Raw genomic sequence first — 401 nt, 5'->3', positions numbered from 1 at the left:
CTTAAATGCTTTGTTATGTCACTTTCCCAAAGTTAGAGACTTTACTTACTATGTTTAATGTAAACCACACGATAATCGGAGGAGTTACGATAATTACAAATATCTCAAAACTATCTAGCCTATCGAGAAATTGGATAAAGTCCTGAGAGAAAAAATGAACCGTCAACAAGTTAAGTTTAGAACCAAGCCATAACGTCATTACAAGAACGCAAATCGCCCACCAAACTAAAAATGTATATTTAACAAAGCTCCATTTAAACACAGAAAAACCTTTAGGATTCTTATATGCAAATGTTACTAAGGGGATAATGATAGCAACAATAACCCCTATAACGGCAATCAAGTTTGATAAATTCAAATTACCTCCTTATCTGGTGACATAACGCTCTGCTAAGCGGCAA

1 protein-coding gene is annotated in these 401 nt (G+C 34.4%); it reads right to left on the bottom strand.

Annotated elements, in window-relative coordinates:
- Positions 1 to 13: 13 nt before the first annotated feature.
- The gene (locus ACP45E_RS21515) at positions 14 to 358 is read right to left on the bottom strand and encodes a hypothetical protein (RefSeq protein ID WP_017038978.1); all 345 of its coding nucleotides are present in this window, start codon (positions 356 to 358) and stop codon (positions 14 to 16) included.
- Between the last annotated feature and the right edge of the window lie 43 nt (positions 359 to 401).

Source organism: Vibrio genomosp. F10 str. 9ZD137, from assembly GCF_049974785.1.
GTDB lineage: Bacteria > Pseudomonadota > Gammaproteobacteria > Enterobacterales > Vibrionaceae > Vibrio.
Note: the sequence above shows the minus strand (reverse complement) of the source record. Positions and strands in the feature narration are given on the sequence as shown.